Origin of the sequence: Vibrio gazogenes (assembly GCF_002196515.1) — a bacterium.
Taxonomy (GTDB): Bacteria; Pseudomonadota; Gammaproteobacteria; order Enterobacterales; family Vibrionaceae; genus Vibrio; species Vibrio gazogenes_A.
The window spans coordinates 2,678,016-2,699,755 of record NZ_CP018835.1 but is presented as its reverse complement, the minus strand read 5'-3'; the positions used below and the strand labels follow the sequence as shown (position 1 = coordinate 2,699,755).

At 44.9% G+C, this 21,740-nt stretch carries 16 protein-coding genes, 4 tRNA genes and 3 rRNA genes; 12 read left to right on the top strand and 11 right to left on the bottom strand.

All coding sequences use genetic code 11. From position 1 onward, the window contains the following. Window positions 1-18: 18 nt before the first annotated feature. The 4 genes from BSQ33_RS12300 to BSQ33_RS12285 all read left to right on the top strand — a co-directional run bounded on the left by BSQ33_RS12300 (window position 19) and on the right by BSQ33_RS12285 (window position 1,722). Window positions 19-429: a virion protein gene (locus tag BSQ33_RS12300; RefSeq protein ID WP_088134185.1), complete on the top strand. Its 411-nt coding sequence runs from the start codon at window positions 19-21 to the stop codon at window positions 427-429. A gap of 91 nt (window positions 430-520) precedes the next feature. Continuing rightward, window positions 521-742, top strand: a complete 222-nt coding sequence (locus BSQ33_RS12295) for a hypothetical protein (RefSeq protein ID WP_088134184.1) — start codon at window positions 521-523, stop codon at window positions 740-742. 300 nt (window positions 743-1,042) lie between these two features. After that, a complete protein-coding gene (locus tag BSQ33_RS12290) occupies window positions 1,043-1,405 on the top strand; it encodes a hypothetical protein (protein ID WP_157721389.1) in 363 nt (120 codons plus the stop codon). Next, the gene (locus tag BSQ33_RS12285) at window positions 1,402-1,722 is read left to right on the top strand and encodes a hypothetical protein (protein ID WP_088134182.1); all 321 of its coding nucleotides are present in this window, start codon (window positions 1,402-1,404) and stop codon (window positions 1,720-1,722) included. Before BSQ33_RS12290 ends, BSQ33_RS12285 begins: the two co-directional genes overlap by 4 nt. A gap of 44 nt (window positions 1,723-1,766) precedes the next feature. Here BSQ33_RS12285 and BSQ33_RS21585 read toward each other — a convergent pair whose 3' ends face one another. The 11 genes from BSQ33_RS21585 to rluD all read right to left on the bottom strand — a co-directional run bounded on the left by BSQ33_RS21585 (window position 1,767) and on the right by rluD (window position 12,738). Continuing rightward, window positions 1,767-1,934, bottom strand: a complete 168-nt coding sequence (locus BSQ33_RS21585; RefSeq protein ID WP_021020706.1) for a hypothetical protein — start codon at window positions 1,932-1,934, stop codon at window positions 1,767-1,769. A gap of 332 nt (window positions 1,935-2,266) precedes the next feature. After that, window positions 2,267-2,343 (bottom strand) — tRNA-Trp (locus tag BSQ33_RS12280). 29 nt (window positions 2,344-2,372) lie between these two features. Continuing rightward, window positions 2,373-2,449: transfer RNA gene (locus BSQ33_RS12275), tRNA-Asp, on the bottom strand. A gap of 91 nt (window positions 2,450-2,540) precedes the next feature. After that, window positions 2,541-2,656: ribosomal RNA gene (gene rrf / locus BSQ33_RS12270) — 5S ribosomal RNA — on the bottom strand. A gap of 79 nt (window positions 2,657-2,735) precedes the next feature. After that, window positions 2,736-5,625: ribosomal RNA gene (locus tag BSQ33_RS12265) — 23S ribosomal RNA — on the bottom strand. A 300-nt stretch (window positions 5,626-5,925) separates the two neighbouring features. Beyond that, window positions 5,926-6,001, bottom strand: a tRNA-Ala gene (locus BSQ33_RS12260). Window positions 6,002-6,095: 94 nt separating this feature from the next. Next, a tRNA-Ile gene (locus BSQ33_RS12255) sits at window positions 6,096-6,172 on the bottom strand. 62 nt (window positions 6,173-6,234) lie between these two features. Beyond that, window positions 6,235-7,776: ribosomal RNA gene (locus BSQ33_RS12250) — 16S ribosomal RNA — on the bottom strand. The 16S, 23S and 5S rRNA genes sit together here with 4 tRNA genes alongside, the layout of an rRNA operon. 581 nt (window positions 7,777-8,357) lie before the next feature. Next, complete coding sequence (gene clpB / locus BSQ33_RS12245) at window positions 8,358-10,931, bottom strand: ATP-dependent chaperone ClpB (protein WP_088134181.1); 2,574 nt, start codon at window positions 10,929-10,931, stop codon at window positions 8,358-8,360. A gap of 110 nt (window positions 10,932-11,041) precedes the next feature. Beyond that, the gene (gene pgeF, locus BSQ33_RS12240; RefSeq protein ID WP_088134180.1) at window positions 11,042-11,761 is read right to left on the bottom strand and encodes a peptidoglycan editing factor PgeF; all 720 of its coding nucleotides are present in this window, start codon (window positions 11,759-11,761) and stop codon (window positions 11,042-11,044) included. Next, window positions 11,758-12,738 carry a 23S rRNA pseudouridine(1911/1915/1917) synthase RluD gene (gene rluD / locus BSQ33_RS12235; RefSeq protein WP_021020661.1) on the bottom strand — a complete coding sequence of 327 codons (981 nt, stop codon included), beginning with the start codon at window positions 12,736-12,738 and terminating at the stop codon, window positions 11,758-11,760. Before rluD ends, pgeF begins: the two co-directional genes overlap by 4 nt. Window positions 12,739-12,889: 151 nt before the next feature. On the opposite strand from rluD, the gene bamD reads away from it, so the two are divergent. The 8 genes from bamD to BSQ33_RS12195 all read left to right on the top strand — a co-directional run bounded on the left by bamD (window position 12,890) and on the right by BSQ33_RS12195 (window position 21,647). Next, on the top strand, window positions 12,890-13,618 hold the full coding sequence (gene bamD, locus BSQ33_RS12230) for an outer membrane protein assembly factor BamD (protein ID WP_021020662.1): 729 nt from the start codon (window positions 12,890-12,892) through the stop codon (window positions 13,616-13,618). 366 nt (window positions 13,619-13,984) lie between these two features. Further along, on the top strand, window positions 13,985-14,314 hold the full coding sequence (gene hpf / locus BSQ33_RS12225) for a ribosome hibernation-promoting factor, HPF/YfiA family (RefSeq protein WP_021020663.1): 330 nt from the start codon (window positions 13,985-13,987) through the stop codon (window positions 14,312-14,314). A gap of 225 nt (window positions 14,315-14,539) precedes the next feature. Then, a complete protein-coding gene (gene pheA, locus BSQ33_RS12220; protein ID WP_088134179.1) occupies window positions 14,540-15,715 on the top strand; it encodes a prephenate dehydratase in 1,176 nt (391 codons plus the stop codon). A 178-nt stretch (window positions 15,716-15,893) separates the two neighbouring features. After that, window positions 15,894-16,943, top strand: a complete 1,050-nt coding sequence (locus BSQ33_RS12215) for a polyamine ABC transporter substrate-binding protein (RefSeq protein ID WP_088134178.1) — start codon at window positions 15,894-15,896, stop codon at window positions 16,941-16,943. Then, window positions 16,927-19,251 (top strand): putative bifunctional diguanylate cyclase/phosphodiesterase, encoded by a 2,325-nt coding sequence (locus tag BSQ33_RS12210; RefSeq protein ID WP_157721388.1) that lies wholly within the window; start codon window positions 16,927-16,929, stop codon window positions 19,249-19,251. Before BSQ33_RS12215 ends, BSQ33_RS12210 begins: the two co-directional genes overlap by 17 nt. Next, window positions 19,251-19,799, top strand: coding sequence for an inosine/xanthosine triphosphatase (gene yjjX / locus BSQ33_RS12205; RefSeq protein ID WP_021020667.1), 549 nt, complete (start codon window positions 19,251-19,253; stop codon window positions 19,797-19,799). The genes BSQ33_RS12210 and yjjX overlap by 1 nt, the downstream gene beginning before the upstream one ends. A 67-nt stretch (window positions 19,800-19,866) precedes the next feature. Further along, window positions 19,867-20,247, top strand: a complete 381-nt coding sequence (locus tag BSQ33_RS12200) for a hypothetical protein (protein WP_021020668.1) — start codon at window positions 19,867-19,869, stop codon at window positions 20,245-20,247. Between the two features lie 17 nt (window positions 20,248-20,264). Then, a complete protein-coding gene (locus BSQ33_RS12195) occupies window positions 20,265-21,647 on the top strand; it encodes a class II fumarate hydratase (RefSeq protein WP_088134177.1) in 1,383 nt (460 codons plus the stop codon). Window positions 21,648-21,740: the final 93 nt, after the last annotated feature.

Below are 21,740 nucleotides of genomic sequence, written 5' to 3'. Positions count from 1 at the left end.
GCAGGAGGACTCACATATATGCTTTACCGCTCAACGCTTCCGCGTGGCGTTCGCAACAATAACCCGCTTAACATTCGTGACTCAGCGAATGATTGGGAAGGTAAATCAGGATTTAACCGTGATAAAGAATTCGAAGAGTTCAAACACCCTGTCTACGGCTTTCGGGCTGGCGCACGGATACTGAGAAGTTACAGCCGCCAAGGATACAAAACTCTCAGTCAAATGATTTACCGCTTTGCACCAGACAATGAGAATGATACCGCGCTCTATGTGCAGCAAATCAGCCAATGGACGGGGCTCGCTCCAAATCAGACGGTTGATGTCAATGATAATGGCCAACTCGCCCTCCTACTTTATGCCATGAGCCGTAAAGAGGTCGGCAATTATTACGGCCTGAGCATGGCACAACAAGGGGTTGCAATGGCATGACAAAGCAAGACATGAAACGGATCGCCCTGTCGGTTGCCGGTGCAATTCTGGCAGCGTACACCATCAAATATCTGAAAAGGAGCCATCTATTATGAGCGATTTTTTCAAAAACAAATTAGGCATCGATATTAGCCAAGCATCGACCAAAAAGGGATTCGCGTTAATCGGTGCCGGTGTCGCACTAGCGGCTGGACACCCTGAACTATTAACTGCCAGTATCACACCGGACGGGGTTCACTATGGCGGTTTAATTGGCACCGCTGCCCCTTTATTCATCGGTATCTGGGAAACGCTGAGGGATGAATTTAAGTAATGGGAGAATATCAGACTTTAATCATTGCGGCTGTCAGTGCATTATCCAGCGGCATAGGTGTCGGGGTTACACTAAAAACAGATGTGAAGTGGCTCCGCTTGATGATGGAAAAATTGGATGTTCGTATAACTCAGTTAGAACAGAGGAAATAAAAAGAGTTTTAAAATTAAATATATAGCTCTATTGGAACGAATATAGAACCAAAATCTCACCATAGCAATATTCCCCCTCTTAAAGGTCTCATATAGCTGAACGTATGATAATATGAGCTATCATTAGATCTATAAGATGGGGCTTCTCATGGCTAATAACAAACTAGCCGGTTTTATGTTTGTTTTCACTGTGCTATCTATCGCACTCGCAACAGCATTTGATTATATCGGTACAACGATTGAGCAGGTGATCCAGTTTATCACTCAATTAATGACATTTTTTGTGATTATTGCATTATTTGGGGTATGGAAGAAAATTGATTTATTTTCTCACAAATCAATGAAGATAATTGCCATTTTATACCCCGTTATAATTATAATTCGAACAATTTACCCTGTAATTGAGTATACAGAGCAAACTATACCTCGTGTTTATATTTTTGCTCAGTCAATAGAAATAATATTGTCTTTAGTTATTGCAGGTATCTTCCTTAGGGAGATAAAGAAATGAATAGTTTTGATACGGCAAAAAAATTGAAATCAAGCCCTTTGGGTAGCATCTTCATTGCAATGTTAGAAAGAATTAAAAATTTATATAATGCAAATGAACAATATAAGGAATTAGTCGTATCATTAAATGGCTTACTAGATGCCGGATATCATTTTAATTCGCCAGAAGTTCAGGGCATCGTGAATGTATTACGAGGTTTACCTTCATATGGGACAAGACAGCGTAATTTTGAAAGAATGTATCTGCAAGATGAATATACGTTGAGAAAACTTCCGCGTGACCCTCGTAAAATTCCTTATGGATATTGGGCAAGATAATAAAATTCAAATGATTTAAGGCTCACATTACAGTGAGCCTTTTTTTATCTCTGTGGATTTTCCTGCTCATCAAATGTGATCAGATTATTGAGATAAACCAACACTTCTCTTAATTCGTTTAAATCTTCTTGCTTAGCGTAAGCAATCAAATCAATAAGGTGTAAGCGTGCTGTATGAGCTAAATCGAGTCTTTTAAGGTTTGTTTCTGGCATCCTACCCTCTGAGTGAATATTTTAACCATAGACACCACCGCGAAGGTTCTAAGCTAAGGGGTGGTGAGCTGAATAAGGTTAGAACCCCGTCCACTCAGAAGACGGCGCGCATAAAGCGCCCTTACCCAACTCACCATAATATTGAAATGAGAGAGCAATACATAAAGCTCTTAAATTGCCTTTATGCTTCTGAGTTAAATTAAACAGGGTTCTACGCCTGTGGGTTTAAAAAATACTCACCACACAGATCTGTGTCAACTCTGTTACCACTCAAAACACAAAAAACCCGCTCAATGAGCGGGTTTCGTTTTGCATAATTATGCAATTTGTAATGGCAGGGGTGGAGGGATTCGAACCCCCAACACGCGGATTTGGAATCCGCTGCTCTGCCAATTGGAGCTACACCCCTGTAATCGCTAAAAGCGAAATATAAATAAGTGGCGGAGCGGACGGGACTCGAACCCGCGACCCCCGGCGTGACAGGCCGGTATTCTAACCAACTGAACTACCGCTCCACTCAATTTTTTACCAAATAAAGTCTTATTGATTAGATGCTTTATTTAGTTTTGCCTTCAGATGTTTCAAAATCTAAAAACAAGGAAGTAAGCCTGGCGATGTCCTACTCTCACATGGGGAGACCCCACACTACCATCGGCGCTGTTTCGTTTCACGTCTGAGTTCGGCATGGAGTCAGGTGGGTCCAAAACGCTATCGTCGCCAAGCAAATTCTTTCAATTCGAAAAGCTGATTCTCTCTACACAATCAAGTCTCTTATGAGCCCTAAAACCCCTTCGGTGTTGTATGGTTAAGTCTCACGGGCAATTAGTACAGGTTAGCTCAACGCCTCACAGCGCTTACACACCCTGCCTATCAACGTTCTAGTCTCGAACAACCCTTCAGGACGCTTTAAGCGCCAGGGAGAACTCATCTCAAGGCTCGCTTCCCGCTTAGATGCTTTCAGCGGTTATCGATTCCGAACTTAGCTACCGGGCAATGCGATTGGCATCACAACCCGAACACCAGAGGTTCGTCCACTCCGGTCCTCTCGTACTAGGAGCAGCCCCTTTCAATTCTCCAACGCCCACGGCAGATAGGGACCGAACTGTCTCACGACGTTCTAAACCCAGCTCGCGTACCACTTTAAATGGCGAACAGCCATACCCTTGGGACCGACTTCAGCCCCAGGATGTGATGAGCCGACATCGAGGTGCCAAACACCGCCGTCGATATGAACTCTTGGGCGGTATCAGCCTGTTATCCCCGGAGTACCTTTTATCCGTTGAGCGATGGCCCTTCCATTCAGAACCACCGGATCACTATGACCTGCTTTCGCACCTGCTCGAGCCGTCACTCTCGCAGTTAAGCGGGCTTATGCCATTGCACTAACCTCACGATGTCCAACCGTGATTAGCCCACCTTCGTGCTCCTCCGTTACTCTTTGGGAGGAGACCGCCCCAGTCAAACTACCCACCAGGCACTGTCCTCACCCCGGATAACGGGGCCAAGTTAGAACATCAAACATACAAGGGTGGTATTTCAAGTTCGGCTCCACAATCACTAGCGTGACTGCTTCAAAGCCTCCCACCTATCCTACACATGTAGGCTCAATGTTCAGTGCCAAGCTGTAGTAAAGGTTCACGGGGTCTTTCCGTCTAGCCGCGGGTACACTGCATCTTCACAGCGATTTCAATTTCACTGAGTCTCGGGTGGAGACAGCGTGGCCATCATTACGCCATTCGTGCAGGTCGGAACTTACCCGACAAGGAATTTCGCTACCTTAGGACCGTTATAGTTACGGCCGCCGTTTACCGGGGCTTCGATCAAGAGCTTCGACCTAAGTCTAACCCCATCAATTAACCTTCCGGCACCGGGCAGGCGTCACACCGTATACGTCATCTTACGATTTTGCACAGTGCTGTGTTTTTAATAAACAGTTGCAGCCACCTGGTATCTGCGACTCTCAATAGCTCCATCCGCGAGGGACTTCACCGTCAAGAGCGTACCTTCTCCCGAAGTTACGGTACCATTTTGCCTAGTTCCTTCACCCGAGTTCTCTCAAGCGCCTTGGTATTCTCTACCCGACCACCTGTGTCGGTTTGGGGTACGATTTCTTGTGAACTGAAGCTTAGAGGCTTTTCCCGGAAGCATGGCATCAATGACTTCACATCCGTAGATGCTCGACATCGTGTCTCAGCCTATTGTGGGACCGGATTTGCCTAATCCCACAGCCTACGCACTTGAACCTGGACGACCGTCGCCAGGCCCACCTAGCCTTCTCCGTCCCCCCATCGCATTCACAACAAGTACGGGAATATTAACCCGTTTCCCATCGACTACGCTTTTCAGCCTCGCCTTAGGGGTCGACTTACCCTGCCCCGATTAACGTTGGACAGGAACCCTTGGTCTTCCGGCGGGGAGGTTTTTCACCCCCCTTGTCGTTACTCATGTCAGCATTCGCACTTCTGATACCTCCAGCATGCTTTACAACACACCTTCAACGGCTTACAGAACGCTCCCCTACCCAATGCGATAAATCGCATTGCCGCAGCTTCGGTTTACAGCTTAGCCCCGTTACATCTTCCGCGCAGGCCGACTCGACTAGTGAGCTATTACGCTTTCTTTAAATGATGGCTGCTTCTAAGCCAACATCCTAGCTGTCTGAGCCTTCCCACATCGTTTCCCACTTAGCTGTAATTTGGGACCTTAGCTGGCGGTCTGGGTTGTTTCCCTCTCCACGACGGACGTTAGCACCCGCCGTGTGTCTCCCGGATAGTACTTACTGGTATTCGGAGTTTGCAAAGGGTTGGTAAGTCGGGATGACCCCCTAGCCTTAACAGTGCTCTACCCCCAGTAGTATTCGTCCGAGGCGCTACCTAAATAGCTTTCGGGGAGAACCAGCTATCTCCGAGTTTGATTGGCCTTTCACCCCTAGCCACAAGTCATCCGCTAATTTTTCAACATTAGTCGGTTCGGTCCTCCAGTTGATGTTACTCAACCTTCAACCTGCCCATGGCTAGATCACTCGGTTTCGGGTCTATATCCAGAGACTAAACGCGCAGTTAACACTCGCTTTCGCTACGGCTCCCCTAATCGGTTAACCTTGCCACTGAATATAAGTCGCTGACCCATTATACAAAAGGTACGCAGTCACACCACGAAGGTGCTCCTACTGCTTGTACGTACACGGTTTCAGGTTCTATTTCACTCCCCTCACAGGGGTTCTTTTCGCCTTTCCCTCACGGTACTGGTTCACTATCGGTCAGTCAGGAGTATTTAGCCTTGGAGGATGGTCCCCCCATCTTCAGACAGGATATCACGTGTCCCGCCTTACTCGTTTTCACTCAAACAACGCCTTCGGTTACGGGGCTATCACCCTCTATCGCGTGCCTTTCCAGACACTTCACCTAACGCTGTAAAAGCTTAAGGGCTACTCCGATTTCGCTCGCCGCTACTTTCGGAATCTCGGTTGATTTCTTTTCCTCGGGGTACTTAGATGTTTCAGTTCTCCCGGTTCGCCTCATCAGGCTATGTATTCACCTGATGATACATGCTGCTGCATGTGGGTTTCCCCATTCGGAAATCGTAGACTCAAGTGGCTCTTACTGCCTCATCTACGCTTATCGCAAGTTAGTACGTCCTTCATCGCCTCTGACTGCCAAGGCATCCACCGTGTACGCTTAGTCACTTAACCATACAACCCGAAGAAGTTTCGAGCTGCATTATCAGTAACCTAGGTGTCTCTCATTATTTTACATGAGTGAGAGACTGGTTTTGCCGGACTCAATTGAATAGACACTAAATCGTGTCATTCCAAGAACACTTGATTGTGTTGGTCTTTCTCTTTCGAGAAAGGATTGAGAACTTTTACAAATAATCGTCTGTTTCCAAAGAAACACACATTATTTTGTCAGCTTTCCAAATTGTTAAAGAGCAAAGATTTTGTATATTACAAAACCATTTTTAAAGATTCTGTCTTAAAAACCTTTAAAGATGGTGGAGCTATGCGGGATCGAACCGCAGACCTCCTGCGTGCAAGGCAGGCGCTCTCCCAGCTGAGCTATAGCCCCATCTATAGGTAAAATCATTGAAGAGCAAGGCAGTTTTCGAGGACGTGTATCGTTTATACACAACGAGGAAACTAACGCCGCTATTCGAAGATTTTGGTGGGTCTGAGTGGACTTGAACCACCGACCTCTCGCTTATCAGGCGAACGCTCTAACCACCTGAGCTACAGACCCAAACTCTCTTTGCTTATAAACCAAATCAATCTGTGTGGACACTCATCTCAAATATCTTTTCGTAAGGAGGTGATCCAGCGCCAGGTTCCCCTAGCGCTACCTTGTTACGACTTCACCCCAGTCATGAACCACAAAGTGGCAAGCGTCCTCCCGAAGGTTAAACTACCTGCTTCTTTTGCAGCCCACTCCCATGGTGTGACGGGCGGTGTGTACAAGGCCCGGGAACGTATTCACCGTGGCATTCTGATCCACGATTACTAGCGATTCCGACTTCATGGAGTCGAGTTGCAGACTCCAATCCGGACTACGACGTACTTTTTGGGATTCGCTCACTTTCGCAAGTTGGCAACCCTCTGTATACGCCATTGTAGCACGTGTGTAGCCCTACTCGTAAGGGCCATGATGACTTGACGTCGTCCCCACCTTCCTCCGGTTTATCACCGGCAGTCTCCCTGAAGTTCCCACCCGAAGTGCTGGCAATCAAGGATAAGGGTTGCGCTCGTTGCGGGACTTAACCCAACATTTCACAACACGAGCTGACGACAGCCATGCAGCACCTGTCTCAGAGCTCCCGAAGGCACACCAGAATCTCTTCCGGCTTCTCTGGATGTCAAGAGTAGGTAAGGTTCTTCGCGTTGCATCGAATTAAACCACATGCTCCACCGCTTGTGCGGGCCCCCGTCAATTCATTTGAGTTTTAATCTTGCGACCGTACTCCCCAGGCGGTCTACTTAACGCGTTAGCTCCGAAAGCCACGGCTCAAGGCCACAACCTCCAAGTAGACATCGTTTACGGCGTGGACTACCAGGGTATCTAATCCTGTTTGCTCCCCACGCTTTCGCATCTGAGTGTCAGTATCTGTCCAGGGGGCCGCCTTCGCCACCGGTATTCCTTCAGATCTCTACGCATTTCACCGCTACACCTGAAATTCTACCCCCCTCTACAGTACTCTAGCCTCCCAGTTTCAAATGCAACTCCGGGGTTAAGCCCCGGGCTTTCACATCTGACTTAAAAAACCACCTGCATGCGCTTTACGCCCAGTAATTCCGATTAACGCTCGCACCCTCCGTATTACCGCGGCTGCTGGCACGGAGTTAGCCGGTGCTTCTTCTGCAGCTAACGTCAAAATGTAACTCTATTAAAGCTACACCCTTCCTCACTGCTGAAAGTACTTTACAACCCGAAGGCCTTCTTCATACACGCGGCATGGCTGCATCAGGCTTGCGCCCATTGTGCAATATTCCCCACTGCTGCCTCCCGTAGGAGTCTGGACCGTGTCTCAGTTCCAGTGTGGCTGATCATCCTCTCAGACCAGCTAGAGATCGTCGCCTTGGTGAGCCCTTACCTCACCAACTAGCTAATCCCACCTGGGCATATCCCGACGCGAGAGGCCCGAAGGTCCCCCTCTTTGGTCCGTAGACGTTATGCGGTATTAGCCATCGTTTCCAATGGTTATCCCCCACATCAGGGCAATTTCCCAGGCTTTACTCACCCGTCCGCCGCTCGTCAGCAAAGAAGCAAGCTTCTTTCTGTTACCGCTCGACTTGCATGTGTTAGGCCTGCCGCCAGCGTTCAATCTGAGCCATGATCAAACTCTTCAATTAAAGTTTTTGTGACACCGAAGTGTCGGCTCAATGAATACTGCTTTTCGTCTCCGCTTAAAAAAAAGCAGAAGCAAAAAGTGACATTACATAAGTAATGTTGAATTGACTGTGCTCTTGTCAGATAACAGTAAACTGTTTTCCAACTTGATATTGGTCACTCGGTTCATTGATAAAATCTTATTGGATATTTATCGACGAGTGCCCACACAGATTGATTGGTCTATATTGTTAAAGAGCTTAGCTCCGAAGCGCTTAATCAGCACTTGAAGCGGACGGACATTTTAGCGAGATAAATCTTGGTGTCAAACACTTTTTTATTCTCTTTTTTGAGCACTTAAGACTCAAAATCCGTCATTGAATCGTGACTGAATCCCGAGACAACGAGGCGCATTATATGGCGTTAATTTAACTTAGCAATAGCAAAAACTATAAATTATCGCTTTTTTTGTCCAACAGATTAAATATCAATCGAAGCGGTTAGTTTTATAGCACTTTCATTCGGGTTATCACGTATTTTACGCACCTCTCATGTAAAAAGAGGTGCCATAAGACACCTCTTTTGTGATTTCAACCCAGCCGAACTACTGTGACATTACAATCTGACTATCTTCAACTGAAAGACGAATCGGTACCCCTGGTAGCAATTCTCCACTCAGAATTGATTTCGCTAATGGGTTTTCTATGGATTGCTGTATGGCTCGTTTAAGTGGTCTCGCACCATAAACTGGGTCATAACCAACTTGAGCAATCAATTCTAATGCGACATCTTCAACGTCAAGATCATAATCTTTTTCCTGCATCCGTTGACGCAGATGTTCAATCTGAATAGATGCAATCGACTTGATTTGCCCTCTGCCCAATGGATGAAATACCACACATTCATCAATCCTGTTGAGGAACTCAGGACGGAAATGTTTACTGACAACATCCATCACTTGTTCCTTCATTGATTCATAATTCAGTTCTTTAAAGTGTTCCTGAATATGTGAAGAACCTAAATTAGAAGTCATGATCACTACGGTATTACGAAAATCGACCGTTCGCCCCTGCCCGTCAGTTAATCGTCCATCATCCAAAACCTGAAGCAGAATGTTAAAAACGTCAGCATGTGCTTTCTCAACCTCATCCAATAAAATGACAGAATAAGGTTTTCTGCGGACGGCTTCTGTCAAATATCCACCTTCTTCGTATCCGACGTAGCCGGGAGGTGCACCAACTAAACGAGCGACAGAGTGTTTCTCCATAAATTCGGACATATCGATTCGCACCATGGCATCATCACTGTCGAACATAAAGTTGGCGAGCGTTTTACACAATTCTGTTTTACCAACCCCGGTTGGCCCCAAGAATAGGAACGAACCGATAGGTCGATTGGGATCTGATAAACCCGCCCGGCTGCGGCGGATCGCATTGGATACAACCTCAACGGCTTCCCCTTGCCCAATAACCCGTTTGTGCAACGCATCTTCCATACGTAGCAGTTTTTCTTTCTCAGCTTCAAGCATTTTTGAAACTGGAATACCAGTTTGCCTTGACAGAACTTCTGCAATTTCAGCATCCGTTACTTTATTCTTCAATAAGGTCATTTCCTGCATTTCGGCTTGAGTCGCGAGATCCAACTGCTTCTCTAATTCAGGAATGCGCCCATACTGAAGTTCTGACATTCGGTTTAGATCAGTTGCTCTACGAGCAACTTCAAGATCCAAACGGGCTTGTTCAAGTTCGGCTTTAATGTGTTGAGTACCAGAAAGCGCCGCTTTTTCAGCATTCCAGATCTCTTCTAGCTCCGCATATTCCCGCTCTTTCTCTTGCAATTCATCATTGAGAATATTCAGTCGTTTTTCACTGGCATCATCATGCTCATTACTGAGCGCCTGTTGTTCTATTTTTAACTGTACGATCTTACGCTCTAGTTTATCCAACGCTTCTGGCTTTGAATCAATTTGCAGACGAATGCTGGAAGCAGCTTCATCGATTAAGTCAATAGCTTTATCGGGAAGCTGCCGATCCGAGATATATCGGTGAGAAAGACTTGCTGCCGATACAATCGCCGGGTCAGTAATCTCGACGTGATGATGGAGCTCGTAACGCTCTTTCAGGCCACGTAAAATCGCAACCGTATCTTCAACACTCGGTTCAGAGACCAATACTTTCTGGAAGCGACGTTCAAGCGCAGCATCTTTTTCAATATACTGACGATATTCATCCAAGGTTGTGGCGCCAACACAGTGAAGCTCTCCTCTGGCTAATGCAGGTTTCAACATGTTACCAGCATCCATTGACCCTTCACCTTTACCGGCACCGACCATGGTATGTAGTTCATCAATGAACAGAATGACGTTCCCTTCTTCTTTAGCAAGCTCATTCAGGACAGACTTCAAACGTTCTTCAAACTCACCCCGATATTTTGCACCAGCGACCAATGCTCCCATATCAAGAGAAAGTACCCGACGTCCGCGAAGACCTTCCGGTACCTCACTATTGATAATTCGCTGCGCTAATCCTTCCACAATAGCGGTTTTACCCACCCCTGGCTCACCAATGATCACAGGGTTATTCTTAGTCCGGCGCTGAAGAACCTGAATCGTCCGTCGGATCTCATCATCACGACCGATAACCGGGTCTAATTTTCCCTGCTCTGCTCGCTCAGTCAGATCTATCGTATATTTTTCAAGCGCTTGACGTAGCTCTTCCGCATTCGGATCATTAACCTTCTGACCGCCACGGATTTTCTCTATTGCGTCTGAAACTTTTTTTTCAGTCAAACCGATTTCTTTCAGTAATTTTCCAAGAGGCCCTCTGTCTTCTAAAGCTGCTAACAGAAAAATTTCGGAAGAGATATAAGCATCTTGTCGTTTCTGGGCCACCTTGTCACACATGTTCAAGACTGTACCCATAGTATTGGACAATTGAACTTCACCACCAATACCACTGACTTTAGGAAGTCGATCGAGCATTTCTCCAAGTTTGGAGCGTAAATGCATAACATCGACATCCAACATGGTTAAAAGCGGTCGGATAGGACTGCCATTTTGATCAAGCAAAGCGACCATTAAATGAACAGGCTCTATATATTGGTGATCACGCCCAAGTGCGAGTGACTGGGCATCAGAAATAGCAATTTGAAATTTACTGGTAAATCGATCAAGACGCATATCTATCTCCTGCTTGTTTCGGAGCAATAAAATTTCACTGTTAGAAAAATGGATACGCCTGATCGTTTTTTCAAGGGGGGAGAGAACAAATCACCACCATAAAAAGATGGTTATTTGATCCAAATAAATGAAGCTTGTCTTCCCGTCACACCATCCCGTCGAAAAGAAAAAAAGTTATGGCTATCACTGTATGTACATAAACCACTGACGGCAACACGTTCAACCCCGATTCGGTGTAGTCGTTGTTGCGCCAATCGCACCAAATCCGCGGACCACTTTCCATCTTGCTGACGTGGTTGAAATGCTTGTTCTGCCAGTGGGTCTGCCTGAGTAAACGCGGCGACCACATCATCACCGACCTCAAAAGCAGCTTTACTGATCGCAGGCCCTACCCATACCATCACATCCTCGGAGAAGCAGGCGACAGCCTCTTCAAGAATACCGTGTGCTAACCCTCGCCAGCCGGCATGAACCGCTGCAACCTCAGTTCCTGACGTATTCGTCATCAGAACAGGTAAACAGTCTGCCGTCATCACCGCACAAACAACACCCGGTGTCCGAGTGAAAAGTCCATCGGCATCCAGCACATCAGTAGTTGGTTGATGAACAGGAAGCACTTGTGTTGAATGAGTTTGATTCATCCATACCGGTGTTGAAGGCATGTCTGCATAACCGATCATCCGTTGACGATTTTCTGCAACATGTTCCGCAGAATCACCGACATGCATTCCCAAGTTAAGGCTGTGATATTTCCCGGTGGACACACCCCGTTGGCGCGTCGAAGAAACTGCCCGAACATTTTGAGGAAGCTGCCAGTCCGGGATAATCATGATGAATACTCATCTTTTCCATATTTGTTGATATCATCACGTAATGCTTCGGTCAGAATCACCATATCTTCTGGCACAGGGGCATGAAATTCCAGTTCTTCTCCTGTCATCGGATGTTCAAACCGCAACATAACCGCGTGTAGCGCCTGACGATCAAAGTTTCTGATCAACGATACAACCTCGTCATCTGCACCTTTCGGAATTCTGACTCGCCCGCCATATGCAATATCGCCCAACAACGGATGCTGAATCGATGCCATATGTACTCGAATCTGGTGAGTTCGTCCGGTTTCCAAGCGCAATCTAATCCGCGTATGCTCACGGAAATGTTCTGCCACCCGGTAATGCGTCACGGCTGGTTTTCCCATCGGGGATACGGCCATCAATGTTCGTTTAGTCGAATGCCGACCAATCGGTTGATCAACCAACCCGCCAGCGGTCATTGTTCCGATTGCAATCGCTTCATATTCTCGGGTGATTTTTCGCTTCTGAAGCGCCCGAACCAAACGAGTTTGAGCCGGAACGGTCTTGGCAACCACCATCAGGCCAGTCGTGTCTTTGTCCAGACGATGGACAATTCCCGCTCTCGGTACTTCCGCAATTTGTGGGTAATGATGCAGTAATGCATTCAACACCGTGCCATCGGGTGTTCCTGCACCGGGATGAACCACAAAATTACGAGGTTTATTAATCACCAAGATATCATCATCTTCATAGACGATATCCAACGCAATATCCTGAGGAAGCCAGCGCTCTTCATCTTCCAGTTCAGCGTGAAGGACAATTTCTTCCCCTCCCATCACTTTCTGACGAGGTTTAATCACCACTTCGCCATCAACAACCACTTTGCCGGCAAGTAACCATTCTTTAAGACGAGAACGGGAAAAATCAGAAAACAGTTCGGCAATCGCCTGATCGAGGCGTTGTCCTAACTGGCTATCTCTTACGGTACTCTTTAATTCAATCTGCTGAGCCATATCGAACTTTTTAAAAAACAAGGAGACTAATAGTCCCTAGTATGGATAAAATGATGCACTATTGTATCTGTTACCACAGAGAAAGTAACGTAACCTTTTCCAAAGAGAACTTTCACTGAACTATTTTGAATTAAAGGAAGCCACTTCTGACATGAAATACCAAGCTTTATCAGGTCTACTTGCGCTGACACTTCTAGCGGGATGCTCCAGCAGTGAACACGTTGTTCCCGATATCCCTCCTTCACAGCTCTATTCAGAAGCCAAAGTCTCTTTGCAAAACGGTAATTGGACCAGTGCCATTGAAAAATTGGAAGCCATGGACTCACGCTATCCGTTCGGAGCGTATTCAAAACAGGTCCAGCTTGATCTGATCTACGCTTATTATAAAAGTGATCAGCTCGCGATGAGTCTGGCAACAATTGATCGCTTTATGCGCTTGAATCCAACGCACGATAAAATCGATTGGGTGCTCTATATGCGGGGCTTAACCAACATCGCCCAAGATGCCAATTTTATGCAGGATCTGTTTAATATTGATCGGTCAGATCGCGATCCTGAACCCGCGAAAGAAGCTTTTGCCGATTTTAAAAAATTACTTGAGCGCTACCCAAACAGCCCTTACGCCAAAGATGCTCATCAACGCCTTTTGGCACTAAAGAACAGGCTGGCTAATTACGACTTGGCAACGGCGGATTTTTATTTGAGAAGGGAAGCATGGATAGCAGCGATCAGACGTTGTCAGGAATTACAAAAAACCTTCCCAAATACTGAAGCTGCAAGAAAGTCATTGCAAATACAATTGCAAGCCTATCAACAACTGGGGTTAACTGACGCAGTGAAGCGGACGCAGACACTCATCAAATTAAACCCCGTCAAATAAACACACGAATAAAACAGGCTGATACAGATTGCTCTTCTTCACTTTGGAGGAGCAATCCATTTTTGGAGAAGCGATGCGAATTGGCTGAGCAGCCGGTTTGATGATGTTTTAACCAACGGCTTTTTATCAGGCTGAAAAAAACCACTAAAAAACAAATATTTTTCAGTTCAACCTTCTTCTAATCTAACGTGACGTAAAATATTCTCAACCCTTTTCTCACTTTCTCTCGATGACTCTTTGCGACAGATCACGTTTGGTTCGACGTCAGAATTTACCACCCATTTAAGTGATTTTGATCACATTTTTTCCATATCAAACAGGTAATCTGAAGGTAATCCAGATGGGATAGCTACAGAGGAATTATCTATGAATGTAAACATTATCGGTAAAAATATTGAAGTCACCTCTGCAATCCGTGAGCATATCGAAGGGAAAATCAAAAAACTGGAAAAATGGCAAGTTGATATCATTGGCTGTCAAACCACCTTCCAAGAAGAGCCGGATAAAAAGAAAAAATTCGAAGCTGTTATTTCGATTCCCAAAGGACAACTTGTTGCATCGGCCACACACGAAGATCTCTATATCGCTGTAAATGAAGTTGAACAGAAACTAGAACGTCAGCTCAATAAACTGAGACACAAACCAGAAGCTAAACGTACCGATAAAGACAAAATTGACCCATCGACAACCTTATAAAAAAGAAATCATTTCTCATATCAAACAGCGCTGAATCAGCGCTGTTTTTTTGCTTGACGCCTTATGACACCTTGCTTATTGTGTGACTACTTACGATTTTCGACTTTAGATTCACTGGATGAATCAGCGCTGAAACTCCGAATCAAATGACAATCATTGCGCATATAAAATAACAAATGGAGACCGCCTCTCTGTACGGAGGTCTTTTCTTATGAGGATATATTAATGACGTCTCAGAAGTACTCTTTGCAGGATATTCGCTTAAGACTGAACGAGTTAGACGATCAGTTACTTCAATTACTTTCAGAACGCCGTAAATTGAGCATTGAAGTTGCCAAAAGCAAGGTGGAAACAGCCAAACCCGTGCGTGATGCCGACAGAGAACAACAATTACTGGTGAAACTGATCAATAATGGTAAAGAAAAATACCAGTTAGATGCGCCCTATATCACCAAAGTGTTCTATACCATCATTGAAGATTCAGTATTACTCCAACAAAACTATTTACAAAATTTAGCCAACCCAGTGCACAGAAAACCAACATCTCGCGTCGCTTTTCTGGGGGCCAAAGGTTCCTACTCACATTTGGCAACGCGTGAATATTTTAGTCGGAAAAATGTCGAACTGATTGAGATGAATAGCGAGCAGTTCAAGGATGTGACCAAAGCGGTTGAGTCAGGCCATGCAGATTATGGTGTATTACCGATAGAAAATACCAGCTCTGGTTCAATCAACGAAGTGTATGATCTACTCCAGCGCACAACATTACACATTGTCGGGGAATTAACCTTACCGATAGAACATTGCCTGTTGGCAACGCAAGATATTCCTCTGGAAGAGATTAAAGTCCTTTACTCCCATCCACAACCTCTGCAACAGTGCAGTGAGTTTTTAGGTTATATGCGTCATGCCACACTCGAATCTTGCATCAGTACCGCGGATGCCATGCAAAAAGTCAAAGCGATGAATCGTCATGATGTTGTCGCCATCGGCAATGCTTCCAGCGGAAAACTGTATGGGTTACAACCGATCAAAACCAATATTGCCAATCAAACCGAGAATTATACCCGTTTCATTATCGTGGCTCGCAAATCGGTCGAAGTTTCCTTACAAATCCCCGCGAAAACAACCCTTATTATGGCAACATCCCAAGAAGCAGGCGCTCTGGTTTCAACGCTTCAAGTGTTACAAAAGCTGGGAATTAATATGACTAAACTAGAGTCGAGACCAGTAATGGGCAACCCTTGGGAAGAGATGTTCTATGTTGACTTAGCTGCACATTTGGCCTCTCCCGAAATGCAGAAAGCTTTGGAAGAACTGACCCACTTAACCAAATTCCTCAAAGTGCTGGGATGCTACCCGATTGAAAATGTAAAACCGACCCAAGTGGAACAATATTGAGAAACAGGTAATTTCCTGCCTTGGTCAAGCTGACAATACGACATCGACAACATAGAATGAATTTCCTCACCTCAACATAGTCTTTTGTCGTATTGTTATCTTAGATACAGGATAAAGTAGCAAATAGCACCTATCTCATTTTTAGGATCGGCATACGTCAGGTTCGAACGTATACATAATGGTAAAAAAACTGGTTAGAATACTGATTATTACCCTTGCGGCTTTTCCTTTAACCGTCACGGCTTCAGAACTTAATATTTATCTATGGGAAGACACACTATCAACACATGTCATATCGCAGTGGGGTAAATATTTAAATATCCCTTTACATCTGTTCCATTTTGATAATGATGACGAACGCAGCCTTCTCATGCTGAAAAGTTTTCAACTTCCTTTTGATATTATTGTTTTAGATAATGTTTCTGCGCAAATTTTTGCCCGCCAGGATGCTTTTGAAGATCTGTCATCGCTAGAAAACCGTCGATATATCGATCCGCGTTGGAATCAAGTCTGTGGGACTCATGCCATCCCTTATTTTTGGGGAAGTGTCGGGATTGTCTATCGAAAGAATAAAATATCTTCACCTCCGCGCACATGGTCTGAATTTATGAATCCATCACCAATGGTGAAAGGACACATCGGCATGATACAAGACAGTGTTGAAACATTATTACCTTTCTTATTTGCGCAGCACTTATCTCCGATAACCGATTCTTTACCTGAATTAAGAGCCGCTTATCATGCGATGGAACGTTTCAACGCCAATGTTATCACTTATGAATATGCACTCAGCTACGTGAGAAGCCACCACAAAGATAATGACAATCTTTACATGGCATTAGGATATAGTGGCGATCAATATTCACTCAATCGATATTTTAACAATAACAATTGGGAATTTATCACACCTGCTGGTCCGCTATTTATTTGGGTAGATTGTATGGCAATCAATAGTAATTCAGAAAACAAAAAAGCAGCGAAAGATTTCCTGAATTATCTGATGCAACCGGATGTCGCGGCTCAAAATGCGCTGGATATTGGTGCAGCAACACCCAATATGGAAGCACTCAAACGACTTCCAGCAAGTTTTGTTCATGATGAGAGTATATTTCCCCCTATCGGGAACGTGAAAAACATCATCATTGATACGGAACTTTCGCCCTTGAATTTAAATATTCGATCCAAAATAATCAATAGTTTAATTAATCAGCATGAAGCTCAGCCATAGAATATTATTACTGATCGCACCTGTTATTTTATTGAGTGCCGCAGCATCCAATTACATTATTTATGTCACGCAAAAAGATGCACTGATAAAACGAACCGATAGTTATTTACAACTCAACATGGAAAAATTAGCAGGGTATTATCGTCAGACGAATACACTGCTAAGTAGCTATGCCTACACACTGGCTAAAAGCGATATTATTCGCCACTATATTCACCATGAACAGAATCCGTTTCGGGAACTTGAACTGATTGATAATCTGAATGATACCATTTATGCACTTCAGCCCAAGCAGCAACAGTTCATCGCATTATCGATTTTGGACAGTCAACATAAGGTTCTTTACTACGCGGACACCAGTCATGATCCTTTTGCCCAGATGGATCCCAAACTTCTAAAAGACACCGAGCAAGTTTATCAGCAGACCAAAAAACCAACTTATGTTGGCTATAATGAAGATTCATCAGGCGAAGATGTTTTAATTCGTTATGATGTTTTAGATACCAAGACACTGCAAACACCGCTGAGCTATAACCAGAATGAAGTCTTTTTTGTGCTTGTCTACGCAACGCTTGATCGTTTCAATCATCTGAAAAAGGTCCTTGAATACGACAACCAAACCACCATTTTTTTCACACATCAACCTTCGGAAAATCAATCGGCCCAAAAAGAAGACCTGATTCAAACCGTTGAACTTCAGTCCGGCTGGTTCGCAACGTTGGCACCAGCACCATTGATTCTGAATCAACACCTCAATGCCATTCAGAAAGAATTAATCTTAGCATTTAATATCTCTGCATTTTTTACCGTGGTTCTGTTATTGCTTCTGCTGTACCGACATGTCATAAACCCTATAACCCGGCTGGATCATCAATTACAGCAAGTTGAAAATAAACAGCGCAAAAATATTGAAGTTCTGTCGAGTAACGATGAAATCGGACGCTTATCATCACGATTTTACGTGATGTATACCGAACTAGAAAAAACCTACCAGCAAACCAAGTTATTGGCAGAAAACGATCACCTCACCAACCTGGCGAATCGACATCAGTTTCAACGTCACGCGAAAGCCATTCTGGCTCAGGATCACACATATGTCTGGGCACTCTATATTGATTTAGATAACTTTAAATACGTCAATGATAAGTACGGACATCAAATCGGGGACTCTCTGCTGATTAACTTTGCCAATCATATCGAAACCCTATGCCAGCACTTTAATCAAACCTATCAAGTGCATTGTCTGGCTGCGCGGCTTTCCGGAGATGAATTTGCTATTCTGCTGCAGTCATCGACTCAACAATCGGAAATTGCAGATAGATTTGCAGAACAACTATTAGAACCCATACAAAACCGGACTCATTCACCAATCGGACATTTTCCGATTACCGCCAGTATTGGGATTGCGACCTTCCCGGAAGATGGTCAACATATAGAACAACTCCTCTCCAATGCGGATACAGCGATGTATCAGGCAAAGAATGCAGGTAAAAACCAGATCGCACACTACTCAAAAGCACTCGATAAAATTATTCAGCGTCAGGCGAATATTGAGCGAGCACTGAGAAACTGCACTTTCGATGATGAGTTTAGCTTGGTCTATCAACCCTATTTCACCTGCTCCGGAAAAACTATCACTGGATTTGAAGTTCTACTACGCTGGGAATCAGCTCAGTTGGGTGAGATCTCTCCTGACGAGTTTATTCCTATTGCAGAACAAACCGGATTGTTTGGTGATATCGACCGCTGGGTTATCCATAAGACCTTTGCAGAGTTTGCAATGCTTCAAGATATTCAGGATGAACCGAAAAAAATCGCAATCAACCTCTCTTCCGCAGAGTTGAACTCCTTACAACTAGCAGAGTATATCGAAACTCTTGCGTACACTTATCAGATTCCTGTCTATTTGGTAGAGTTTGAAATTACTGAAACATTCGCAGCTGAATCTCAGGGATTCCCTCTATTACACCAATTGTCGAAACTCGGATTTGGTCTGACGATCGATGACTTTGGCTCTGGATACACATCGATTTCTCAGTTAGTTCAATATCCAGTCCAAAAAATAAAATTAGATCGTCATTTTCTTGATACTTTAATAGCGACCCAAAAACATCAGGTCGTGAAACCATTAATTGACTTGTGCCACTCTCAAAGTATGGAAGTCACCGCTGAAGGGATCGAAACAGCAAGCATGTATCAATGGCTACAGAAATACCAATGTGATTATCTACAGGGCTATTACTTCGGTAAACCACTATCAATCACTCAACTGACGACACTTGCAGAACAATCAAAAGGAACAGCATGATGACCCGAATTATTGTTGCATCACTCAACCCAGTAAAAATCAAAGCTGTAGAGAATGCCTTTCAGGAAGTATTCCCGGCCGTTGAGGCACAAGTGATCGGTATATCCGTCCCCAGTGACGTTGCAGATCAACCCATGAGTGATTCAGAAACACGTTTAGGCGCATTAAACCGCGTTGCCAATGCCCGAAAGCAAGCCCCGGACGCTGATTTCTATGTGGGTCTGGAAGCGGGTGTAGAAGGACAATTTACTTACGCGTGGATGATTGTCGAATCAGGACAAAAAAGAGGAGAATCACGTTCTTCCAGTCTGCCGCTTCCACCTGAAGTGATTACCCAATTAGATACTGAAACCGAGCTCGGCAGTGTTATGGACGACCTGTTTCAGACCACTAATATCAAACAACAGGGCGGTGCTATCGGTTTACTCACCAACCATCTTCTCACTCGCGGCTCTGTTTATCATCAGGCTTTGATTCTGGCACTTGTACCTTTTGTCAATCCGGCACTTTATCCTGACAATCTACCCCTCGTACCGAATGCCTTCTAATGGGCAGAGTCCCCTTGCATTCGGCACAGTATAATGATAATAATTATCATTATACTGTGAGGTGACTATGCATCGAGAAGAGAACTTATATAACGCGTTTTTCAAAGCTCAGGACCGGTTCATTCAACATCACTCAATGCTGGGTTTCGAGCCTGAGATTATTCAGGAATATATTCAGAGTGGTCTGCTACTCGCGTCGTTTTACCGTCCCGAGACACATGATGAAAATGCGCTGCTCTATGAATTGTTTCTCCGGCAGGTATTCTTTCATCTTCTGGACGCAATTCAAGACCCCATTTACAGCCGAATTTTTCGCCGAATCTGTCTCGATTCGATCCACATTCCACTCCTCACACTCAAACGTTACTATCGTCAGTTAAATGATGGTGATATCAAACTGATGGCGTTACAACAACAGTTAAGAAGTATTCAGACCATACTCGATTAATCAATAGGAGCGCACTTATGAAACAAACATTCAGAACTGAAACCGACAGTATGGGAGAAGTGCTGGTTCCTGCGGATGCCCTCTATCAGGCACAAACACAACGCGCTGTGAATAATTTTTCCATCAGTAAACGGCCGATGCCTCGTGGATTCATTCAGGCTTTAGCATATATCAAACAAGCGGCAGCACAGACTAATGTCCAATTAGACTTGCTCGCTGACGATATTGCCAACGCAATTCATCTCGCATCTCAACAAATCATTGATGGGCAGCACCTTGAACAGTTTCCGATTGATATTTTTCAGACCGGATCCGGGACCAGTTCAAATATGAATGCCAATGAGGTGATTGCGACTCTTGCTTCCCAGATTCTCGGCACACAAATTCATCCGAATGACCATATCAACATGGGACAAAGCAGCAACGATGTCGTTCCGACAGCCATCCAAATCAGTAGTGCCCTTTCGATCGAACAACAGCTACTCCCTGCGTTAAATCACTTGGTTGAAACCCTCAATCATAAAAGTACTGAGATTGGTCATCATGTCAAAACAGGACGCACGCACCTGATGGATGCGATGCCGGTTACATTTGCTCAAGAACTCAGTGGCTGGGCACATCAGATTCAACACGCGATACAAGGCATTGAGCATAGTCTCACATCAGTGAAAGCTTTAGCACAAGGCGGAACAGCTGTAGGGACGGGAATCAATGCAGATCCTCGCTTTGCGGCAGCCTTTGTCGAACATTTATCTCAAAAAACCGGGATTCAGTTTGCCAGCAGTGAGAATTTCTTTTTCAACCTGAGTAGTCAGGATGCCATTGTTGCTCTGTCAGGCCAGTTAAAAACAACCGCTGTCGCGCTCATGAAAATATCCAATGACCTGCGCTGGATGAATTCAGGCCCACTCGCAGGTTTAGGAGAAATAGAACTACAAGCACTACAACCCGGATCTTCGATCATGCCCGGCAAAGTGAATCCCGTGATTCCGGAAGCCACAGCAATGGCAGCGGCTCAGGTCATCGGCAATGATGCAACCATTACCATTGCAGGACAGGCCGGTAACTTTCAGCTCAACGTCATGTTACCGGTCATTGCTCATAATATTCTGGAAAGTATCGAACTTCTGACCAACAGCGCTACAGCATTAGCCGATAAAGCCATCGCTACATTTACGGTTCGTCAGGATAATTTGGAGATTGCTTTAGCGAAGAATCCGATTCTAGTCACCGCACTCAATCCGGTCATCGGCTATTCCAAAGCGGCTAAAATCGCGAAACAAGCTTACCAACAACAACGGGCAATCATTGATGTCGCAGCTGAGGAAACCGATCTCAGCAGAAAAGAATTGGAAAAACTCCTCGACCCACAGAAACTGACTCAGGGCGGGATCGGCTAACAGATCGGGAATCACAAGTAAGACGCGAAAAACAAGCCGATTGGGGCGTGACCGAATTGCGGTTGCCAACATCAATCGGCTTGATTCAAATGA

Excerpts from the sequence above, each read along its gene's own strand:
- BSQ33_RS12300 (WP_088134185.1), top strand. The coding sequence starts at position 19 with ATGCTTTACCGCTCAACGCTTCCGCGTGGCGTTCGCAACAATAACCCG.
- BSQ33_RS12295 (WP_088134184.1), top strand. The coding sequence starts at position 521 with ATGAGCGATTTTTTCAAAAACAAATTAGGCATCGATATTAGCCAAGCA.
- BSQ33_RS12290 (WP_157721389.1), top strand. The coding sequence starts at position 1,043 with ATGGCTAATAACAAACTAGCCGGTTTTATGTTTGTTTTCACTGTGCTA.
- BSQ33_RS12285 (WP_088134182.1), top strand. The coding sequence starts at position 1,402 with ATGAATAGTTTTGATACGGCAAAAAAATTGAAATCAAGCCCTTTGGGT.
- BSQ33_RS21585 (WP_021020706.1), bottom strand. The coding sequence starts at position 1,934 with ATGCCAGAAACAAACCTTAAAAGACTCGATTTAGCTCATACAGCACGC.
- clpB (WP_088134181.1), bottom strand. The coding sequence starts at position 10,931 with ATGCGTCTTGATCGATTTACCAGTAAATTTCAAATTGCTATTTCTGAT.
- pgeF (WP_088134180.1), bottom strand. The coding sequence starts at position 11,761 with ATGATTATCCCGGACTGGCAGCTTCCTCAAAATGTTCGGGCAGTTTCT.
- rluD (WP_021020661.1), bottom strand. The coding sequence starts at position 12,738 with ATGGCTCAGCAGATTGAATTAAAGAGTACCGTAAGAGATAGCCAGTTA.
- bamD (WP_021020662.1), top strand. The coding sequence starts at position 12,890 with ATGAAATACCAAGCTTTATCAGGTCTACTTGCGCTGACACTTCTAGCG.
- hpf (WP_021020663.1), top strand. The coding sequence starts at position 13,985 with ATGAATGTAAACATTATCGGTAAAAATATTGAAGTCACCTCTGCAATC.
- pheA (WP_088134179.1), top strand. The coding sequence starts at position 14,540 with ATGACGTCTCAGAAGTACTCTTTGCAGGATATTCGCTTAAGACTGAAC.
- BSQ33_RS12215 (WP_088134178.1), top strand. The coding sequence starts at position 15,894 with ATGGTAAAAAAACTGGTTAGAATACTGATTATTACCCTTGCGGCTTTT.
- BSQ33_RS12210 (WP_157721388.1), top strand. The coding sequence starts at position 16,927 with ATGAAGCTCAGCCATAGAATATTATTACTGATCGCACCTGTTATTTTA.
- yjjX (WP_021020667.1), top strand. The coding sequence starts at position 19,251 with ATGACCCGAATTATTGTTGCATCACTCAACCCAGTAAAAATCAAAGCT.
- BSQ33_RS12200 (WP_021020668.1), top strand. The coding sequence starts at position 19,867 with ATGCATCGAGAAGAGAACTTATATAACGCGTTTTTCAAAGCTCAGGAC.
- BSQ33_RS12195 (WP_088134177.1), top strand. The coding sequence starts at position 20,265 with ATGAAACAAACATTCAGAACTGAAACCGACAGTATGGGAGAAGTGCTG.